This is a genomic window from Desulfosarcina sp. (assembly GCF_055467485.1).
This window is the reverse complement of sequence record NZ_JBUOIV010000104.1, coordinates 1-8,386: the sequence shown is the minus strand read 5'-3', so window position 1 is coordinate 8,386 and position 8,386 is coordinate 1. Positions and strand designations below refer to the sequence as shown.

Here is an 8,386-nt window from a genome sequence, read left to right as displayed (position 1 = left end):
TAAATCTTATCCTCATACCATATGTTGTAGAATGAAAAACCTGTCATACCACATCAGGTAGAACCCTGGTTCCATAAGATCATTTCGAACCGCAGAGGTGTGTAGAACCAGGAGTCCTTGATGGCTATTTTTTCATTTCCATCCACACATTGCCGGATTCCATCATTATACCTTGACGCTCAATGTCTTGGCGTATATGCCGAGATATTTTTCAGCCGACTTTTTCCAGGAAAAATCCTGACCCATGGCCGTGATCATCATCTGTTTCCACCTGTCCGGATGCTTGTGATAGACCTCGATGGCGCGCTGGGCAGCATCAAAAAAGTAATGCGCAGTGAAGTCAAAAAAGGTAAATCCGTTAACGCTGTCTTCGATGGTATCGGCCAGACCGCCGGTCAGCCTGACAATGGGAAGGGTGCCGTACTTTAAGCTATAGATTTGATTCAGCCCACAGGGTTCAAACAGTGACGGCATGAGGAAGATATCTGCGCCGGCTTCGATCCGATGGGCCAATTCGTTATTAAAGCCGATATAAATGCCCACCCGGTCGGGGTAGCTGCGCCGCAGCCATTCAAAAAAATCTTGGTAACGCGGTTCACCCGAGCCAAGCACGATCATTTGCGTATCCAGCTTTAGAATCTTCTCGGCGCATTCGGTGATCAGATCGATCCCTTTTTGCTCCACAAAACGCGTGGTCATGCCGATTAAAGGTAAATCATCTGAATCCGGGAGTTGGTATTCGGCACGCAATTTGGATTTGATCCGGCGTTTGCCCGACAAATCATCAGCTGAGTAGTGAATGCCGTACGTGTATGGATCGGTCTCAGGACTCCACTGTTGGTAATCCACGCCATTGAGAATCCCGTAAAGGTCTTCTTTACGGGCCTGCAACGTGTCCTGTAGGCCGAAACCGAAGTCGGTGGTCTGGATCTCTCGCGCATAGGTTTCACTGACCGTGGTGACAGCGTCCGCCAAATGAATCGCACTTTTGGTCAGGTTGATCTGGCCATAGAATTCAAAATCATAGGTGTAGTAGCTGCGGGGCAGGGATAGAATCCGCCACTGGTTTTCCGGGAACCGGCCCTGATACGAGATATTGTGGATGGCATAAACCAGTTTCGGGATCGGGTTGAAAAACGGGTCCTTGTTGTAGGCCGCGTATGTCGCTTTGAGCATCGCCGGCAGGACGGCTGTCTGCCAGTCGTTGCAGTGGATAACATCGGGTGCGAAGTCGATGGCCTTGCAGCACTCCAGGGCCGCCTTGCAAAAAAACACAAACCGCTCCAGATTGTCGGGATAATCCTCGTCGCCCAGCCCGTAAAACTCCTCGCGATTGAAATACGCTTCGTTCTCAATGAAATAGGTGGGCACGGAATCATTTTCAGTTTTCCATAACACGGCGCCTTGAAGGCCGTTATGCATTTGGACGGTGAACTGGGTTACACGCTCCAGGGCAAGATATTGTTCCGCTATGCTGAGATATTTGGGCATGACTGTGCGAATGTCGTGCCCCAGTGCTTTTACCGCCTTGGGCAGTGCCTGGCCGACATCTGCAAGGCCGCCGGTTTTGGCAAAAGGGGTGATTTCCGATGCGATATATAATATTCTCATTTCATCAACCTGTCCTATGGCACGTACCTGTAGAATGTTGATAAATTAGGAAATTGGGAAGTGTAAAATTCGAAGTTTAACCCGGATAAACTGGAAACCACAAGTTGCAAACACCAAATTATAAATCTCAAATAAATTCCAAATTGCAATATTTAAATCTCAAACAAGATCAACAACAAAAAAATAGATTGTCATTTTAATTGCTCCAATATTGTAATTTGAATGTCCTCTCTTCAAGATGAGAACGTTTCGAATTTTGGATTTGAATTTTGTGATTTGTTTGTCATTTGGGTTTTGGCTATTGTTTTTTATTTGTTATTTTCCCTTCCCGATATGCATCATGCAACGCCGTCAGTTCTTCGATGCGGCCCTGAATTTCTTGGCCTATATCGGTATCTTTGATGCGAACCCGGTAATGCTGATTCTCTATGATCTCAGTGGTGCAGTCAATATCGTGGATGACCATGTCGGCAGAAGGGTTCGCCTCACGTCGTTGGTGTGTGGACAACAGCAGTCCCCATGAATTATAAACCAATGTGTAGCCGGCGATGCCGGTCTTTTTCTGGTAGGCAGGGGAAAAACCGCCGTCGATGACGATCAGTTTCCCGCCGGCTTTCAATGGACGTTCCTTTTTCTTGACGATCACCGGTACATGCCCGTTAATAACGTGCCCGCCATCTGGGTTTAAACCAAATGTCTCCAAGATTCGCCGGACCGTCGCTTCATTGTCCCGCAGGGTATAGTATATGTTGCGTGGCTCTTTGTGGGTGGATGGATCTTCAATAAAATAATGTTCGAAAGTGGCCATTTTTTCTTTGCCAAAAAGAGGCGAACAGGGACCGCACCACAAGTACCACATGGCGTCCAGACCTTCCTGTTTTTTTGTGGGGTGGTCGGTAGTAAAAAAACCCTGCCGGGCCAGGCGGTGCATTTTCTCCATCAGCGCCTTTCCGGCGTAATCCGTCTGGTTGAGTCGCAATGATTTATAGGAACCATCGTTGTTCATGGGGATGCAGCCGTGGTAGAGCAGATTCCCATTGTAGGTTTTATAGATGCTGCCCTCGGCAAAGAGATAGCGTGCATGCCGCTGTAGTTTCTCACTGTTTAAAAATGCCAGTTTCAATCGTGCGATCACATGTTGTTCAGAAGGGGTTAAGGCATAAGGATCGTGGGGCGCAACCGTTGGAAATTCGGTGTCAAGCAGAGAATAGATACGATTGTCTATCTTAACGGTTTCCTGTTCGAAGTCAATTTTATCCAGGAGTAAACGATCCACAAGGCCGTATTCTGGGCGGCGCCTGATGATCTGGGCTTCAAGCTTGAATTGTATAATGGTGATCGCTTTGTGCATTTGGGCCATCAGTCTGCGCTCGCCTTCCGAATCGTCAGACTGATTGAACCCCTGCGGCATGAACTGGTTACAGGGGGCATTACCGTAAGTTTCGATCGCAAAGGAGGCCAGCGGCAAAAGGCTCACGGCATACCCGTTTTCCAACGTCTCCATATTGCCGTGACGTAAGGAGATACGGATAACATTGGCGATGCAGGCATCACTACCGCCTGCCGCTCCCATCCACAAGATATCGTGATTGCCCCATTGAATGTCGACGCTGTGATAGGCCATCAGGCGGTCTACGATGAGATGTGCACTGGGACCGCGATCGTAGATATCACCCACCACATGCAGATGATCGATGGCCAGGCATTGGATGGCTTGGGTTAGGACGACAATCAAGGCCTTGGCGTGGCCGGTGGTGATGATTGTCTCAATCAAGCCTTGATAGTAATCGCACTTATCGGCCAATTGTTCCTGTTCGTAGAGCAGTTCTTCAACCAGGGCTTCAAATCGACCTTCGATCAACCGCCGAACCTTTGCGCGCGGGTATTTCGATGAAACCGAGCGCAATACACGGATCAGTCGCAACAAGGTGTCTCGATACCACTGCCGTTGCTCGCCAGCAACGGGCAGCATAACCCCCAACATCGTTTCAGGTGTGTAAATCAAGGCTCCTAAATTCACTTTTTCTGCATCAGACAAGGTGTCGCCAAAAATTTCTGCGATCCTGCGCTTGATCGCACCGGAGGCATGGCTGACTACTTTGCAAAAGGCTTCAAACTCACCATGAATATCCGAGATAAAATGCTCGGTGCCCTTAGGTAGGATAAGCTGTGCCTGCAAGTTGATAATGGCCTCGGCGGTAGTCTCCGGTGACGGGTAAGCTTTTGCCAGGTGGTTCAGGTAGCGTATATGATTTGGAAGTGGGTCCATGGAGTCGATTCCTCTTTGGCTCGAAAGATGCTCCGCATTGCTTTCAATAGATTGCCTTAAATCAAATCACCGTTCCATCGGCAACGGCCGCATCTTTAGGAATAACCACCAAACCGTCCCGGGCTGCCCAGTTGTCCGTTTCGCTGTCGGGGCGGTCAGGCAGATAGCGGACACAAACATCACGACCGATGCGGGCGTTCTTATCGATGATGGCACCTTCGATGACGGTGCCTTCGCCAATGCCGATATCGGGTCTACCGAGCCGTTTGTTTTCGGCTCGATCCGCCTCGGTTTCATAATAATCTGCACCCATGACGATCGAAGAACGAATCTTTGTCTTAGGGCCGATCAGGCTGCGTAGGCCGATGACAGCGTCACGAATGTCTGCTTGGTTCACCCGACAACCGTCCGCCAGCAGTGTGCGGTCAAGTTGGGCCCCGTGCACTTCGGATGCCGGCAGAAAGCGGGCACGGCTGTAGATGGGCCGCCCGGGAATATAAAAATCGAACGGCCGATCAGGCAACGCCATTTCCAGATTCACTTCATAAAACGCACGGATAGTACCGATATCCGCCCAATAGCCGTTGTAGACATAGCCCATCACGCGGTAATCGGCCAGGGCACTGGGGATGATATGTTTACCAAAATCGTCCCCTTCGGATTTGAGTACCTCAAACAACAAGTCGGTACGAAAGACATAAATTCCCATGGAGGCCAGATAGGGTTTATCGGGGCCGGGCATACTTTCCAGACCTATCAGTGCTGCGGGTTGGGGCTTTTCGGTGAAACTCTCAATCTGGCCGCCGTCGCTGCGCTTGAGAATACCCAGGGCGGGGGCCAGATCGGCCGTAACCGGCTGCACCGCCATGGTGATATCGGCCCCTGTTTCCACGTGATAGTCGACAAAGGCGCGATAGTCCATGTCGTATAGATGATCGCCGGCCAGAATCAGGACATATTTTGTGCGCGTAGCCTCGATCTCCATGAGCTGCTGCCGCACCGCATCGGCCGTACCCTGATACCATCCGGTACTTTGAGGTGTCTGCTCGGCCGCCAGAATCTGCACCCAGCCTTCGGTGAACATGTCTCGCGCGTAGGTACGCTGGATGTGGCGGTGCAGCGAAACCGAATTATACTGGGTCAAGATGGCGATCTTATCGATGCCGGCATGCAGGCAATTGCTGATGGGAATATCGATCAGACGATATTTACCCGCCAAGGGCACGGCTGGCTTGGCCCGCAATTTGGTTAATGGATACAGTCGCGACCCTTGCCCACCGCCCATTATCAGACCCAATACATTTTGCATCTGCAACATTTTGGTCCCCTCTAATTGATGATTAATTAACCGCTCCATATACTATTTATCGCGGCAACCAGTTCTTTAGCCCTCTGGCCAATCGATCTCTCTTAGCTTGTCCACGTCTGAGCGTCTCCACCAGCATCGAAAATGATCCTGTCACCAGGCTGCATTGTTTCCTGGGCTTAAAGGAATTCACCAGACCGCCCTTGGAAAGTTCACCGTGAGCGTTTTCACAATATTAAAAAGACATGTATCAGAAGGGAGCTATCCGATAAATATGGTATCTGGTATACCAGCTATGCAATGCCATGGTCAACCCTCTTTGAAAAAAACCTTGACACTGGTATTCGGTGTCTGGTATACCAAACACCATGGTGACTTATTGAGCTTGTGCATTGACGGCACGGACAATAAATGGATTTTAATTATTAATTTTCAGAGTTACGGGAGGTACTACAATGAAATCTATGATCAAATGCATGGTAGGAGCACTGGCATTGATTTTTTGCTGGGTAACTATTGGCGGGGCGGCAGAAGTATTGAAATTCGGTCATGTCTCCGAAAGCACTCATCCCCTTCACCAATGGGCGGTGTGGGCGGCCCAGGAAATCGAAAAACGGACCGAAGGCCGTTATAAAATTGAAGTGTTCCCCGCCTCCGCACTTGGCAAGCAGGCGGATCTGGACGAAGCCCTATCTATGGGCGCTGTGGACTTCTCCTACCCTTCGGTGGCCTTTGCCGCCAACGCATACCCGCCGATCGGTATTGCTGCCGCACCCTATATGTTCCGCGACATGGACCACTGGAAAAAATTCAGCAACAGCGACGTTTTTGAAAAGTTAGCCCAAGGATTTTACAAAAGCACCGGAAATGTAATTCTGGCCAACCCATTCTATGGCTTTCGACACGTAACCTCCAACAAACCCATTAATACGCCGGAGGACATGCGGGGCCTTAAAATCCGTGTACCCAATGCACCGTTGTACAAAATGTTCCCGGACACGGTGGGAGCTAATTCCACGCCGATCGCCTTTGCCGAGGTCTACCTGGCGCTTCAGCAGGGCGTGGTGGACGCCCAGGAAAATCCCCTGGCGGTTATCAAGTCCAAAAAGTTTTATGAAGTGCAGAAGTATATCAATTTGACCGGCCACATGATGGACAGCATTTTTACGGTCATGAGCGGCGTGACCTGGGATAGGCTCTCCCCGAAGGATCAGGCGATCTTTAAAGCGGTTTTCCAGGAAGCAGCCAACGGCGTCACCCAGGACGTGATAGCCGCCGAAGATGCACTGGCGGCGGAGTTGAACGACCCGCCTGAGACTACGGTATTGAAAGTCGACCGCTCGCTGTTCCGCAATGCGACCGTCAAGGCGCATACGGCAAAGGGCGTGGCCTGGTCGAAGGAAATATACGACGCGGTCCAGGCGATTCGGTAAATCGGTTTTCCCTTACGATCATAAAAAAGAAAGTCAATATGACCAATAATCCTACTATTATGCGAAATACAATTTTTTTCCAACTATTTAAAGGATGCTTAGAAACAACTTAGCGCGTGCAAGGATTCCTCCACTGGGTGATCGCCGTTTGGGGCTAAAACGGGGCAGAGGTTGCCAGGCCCCTGTGGTGAGTTTATTAACGCCCGGACATTCCGGATAGGTAAGGAGAATTCGCGCGCGCCGCCGCGGCTTTGGGTCGCAGGGGAAGGTAAGCATGGCAGACCAAATGGAACCAGCCCGGACGGGCATGTCGGAGAAACGGCACCAGAAAGCTCGAGGCGAGGACACCTCAACCGGAATGGGGTTTGTAATGCCGACCCGATTGTCGACAATTGATTGGGTAGCCTTGGTATTGTTCTGGATTCTGGGAGCCATTGTCCTGCTCCAATTTGGCAGCCGCTACCTTCTCAACGATTCCATCGCCTGGACCGAAGAAATCGCACGCTACCTGCTGATTGGTGTGGTTTTCGTGGGCAGCGCCATCGCAGTGCGACGCCGGTCCCACATCAAGGTTGAATTCTTCCATCACTACCTTACGTCCCTGACATCCAAGCGTTTGGATCTGCTGGTGACGCTGATCAGCATCGTGTTCTTTGCCGTGGCCGCCTATCTCTGTTTCAAACTGTCCGGGCAGACCAGGGCGCGGATGGTTTCGATCGACATTCCCAAAAAAGTGATCTACTACACTGTGGCTGCAGCTTTCGGTGCGATGTTATATTATGCTGGATACCTTTGGTGGAACACCCGCAGCAAGGACGGTGTCGACGCACTGGCCGCCCGGGCGCCGAAGCTCACTACCATGGGGCAGATCAGTAAAATATTTCTAGCGGCGTTGGTGGGGGCGGCCCTGATTTTTGTCTTTTTCAAGTACTATGTGGCGCTGATGCTGGCGCTGCTGTTTATTTTGTTGATCATCGGTGTACCAGTGGCGCTATCACTGGCAGTGTCGTCCCTGGTATTTATTTTTTTTGAGGGTCGCATACCGGAAATCGTGCTGATGCATCGCATGATCAACGGCGTGGACAGCTTTCCCCTAATCGCGATCCCCTTTTTCATCATGGCGGGTTCAATGATGAACGCCGTGGGTATCACGGACCGTATTTTCGATTTTGCCAAAGCGTTGGTGGGGTGGCTCCCGGGTGGGCTCGGCCACGTCAACATCGCCGCCAGCGTTATTTTTGCCGGGATGTCCGGTGCGGCGGTGGCTGATGCCGGAGGACTGGGGATCATCGAAATCAAGGCCATGAAGGATGCCGGCTACGACACAGATTTCTCCGTGGGCGTCACCGCCGCTTCTTCCACTATCGGACCGATCATTCCGCCTTCGCTGCCGATGGTCGTTTTCGGGGTCTTGGCGTCGACCTCTATCGGGAAGCTTTTTGCCGCAGGACTTATTCCCGGTCTGGTGATGGCTGTGGCCCTAATGGGCTTGGTAGCTTGGTTTTCCCTGAAAAGAGGGTATTCCAAAGACGCCAGTTTCTCGCTGACCAATATGGGGCGCACATCTCAGCGGGCTGTTTTGTCCTTGATGACGCCGGTGATTATTGTCGGCGGCATTTTAGGCGGAATCTTCACACCGACCGAAGCGGCCATCGCGGCCGTATCGTTCTGGCAACGCGCCACCGAGGCGCTCGCAATTCTCTGGCTGCTGACGCTCGCAGCATGGTGGTGGTCGTCGCGTTCGGTGCCGCGCAAACCGCAAGCGCC

General features: G+C 51.2%; 5 protein-coding genes. 2 read left to right on the top strand and 3 right to left on the bottom strand.

Annotation, left to right across the window (positions count from 1 at the left end; all coding sequences use genetic code 11):
* Positions 1–165: 165 nt before the first annotated feature.
* The 3 genes from glgA to ACZCED_RS24215 all read right to left on the bottom strand — a co-directional run bounded on the left by glgA (position 166) and on the right by ACZCED_RS24215 (position 5,237).
* Positions 166–1,611: a glycogen synthase GlgA gene (gene glgA / locus ACZCED_RS24225; RefSeq protein WP_464862019.1), complete on the bottom strand. Its 1,446-nt coding sequence runs from the start codon at positions 1,609–1,611 to the stop codon at positions 166–168.
* A gap of 298 nt (positions 1,612–1,909) precedes the next feature.
* Positions 1,910–3,880 carry a fructose-1,6-bisphosphatase gene (locus ACZCED_RS24220; RefSeq protein WP_464862018.1) on the bottom strand — a complete coding sequence of 657 codons (1,971 nt, stop codon included), beginning with the start codon at positions 3,878–3,880 and terminating at the stop codon, positions 1,910–1,912.
* A 61-nt stretch (positions 3,881–3,941) separates the two neighbouring features.
* Positions 3,942–5,237: a glucose-1-phosphate adenylyltransferase gene (locus tag ACZCED_RS24215; protein WP_464862017.1), complete on the bottom strand. Its 1,296-nt coding sequence runs from the start codon at positions 5,235–5,237 to the stop codon at positions 3,942–3,944.
* Positions 5,238–5,641: 404 nt separating this feature from the next.
* Between ACZCED_RS24215 and ACZCED_RS24210 the strand changes: the two genes are divergently transcribed.
* Together ACZCED_RS24210 and ACZCED_RS24205 are read left to right on the top strand one after the other, a co-directional pair.
* On the top strand, positions 5,642–6,619 hold the full coding sequence (locus tag ACZCED_RS24210; protein ID WP_464862016.1) for a sialic acid TRAP transporter substrate-binding protein SiaP: 978 nt from the start codon (positions 5,642–5,644) through the stop codon (positions 6,617–6,619).
* A gap of 274 nt (positions 6,620–6,893) precedes the next feature.
* The coding region (locus ACZCED_RS24205) for a TRAP transporter large permease (RefSeq protein ID WP_464862015.1) at positions 6,894–8,386 on the top strand (1,493 nt) is incomplete at its 3' end.

Bases quoted from the DNA above. Each gene is read 5' to 3' on its own strand.
- glgA (WP_464862019.1), bottom strand. From the start codon at position 1,611: ATGAGAATATTATATATCGCATCGGAAATCACCCCTTTTGCCAAAACC.
- ACZCED_RS24215 (WP_464862017.1), bottom strand. From the start codon at position 5,237: ATGGAGCGGTTAATTAATCATCAATTAGAGGGGACCAAAATGTTGCAG.
- ACZCED_RS24220 (WP_464862018.1), bottom strand. From the start codon at position 3,880: ATGGACCCACTTCCAAATCATATACGCTACCTGAACCACCTGGCAAAA.
- ACZCED_RS24210 (WP_464862016.1), top strand. From the start codon at position 5,642: ATGAAATCTATGATCAAATGCATGGTAGGAGCACTGGCATTGATTTTT.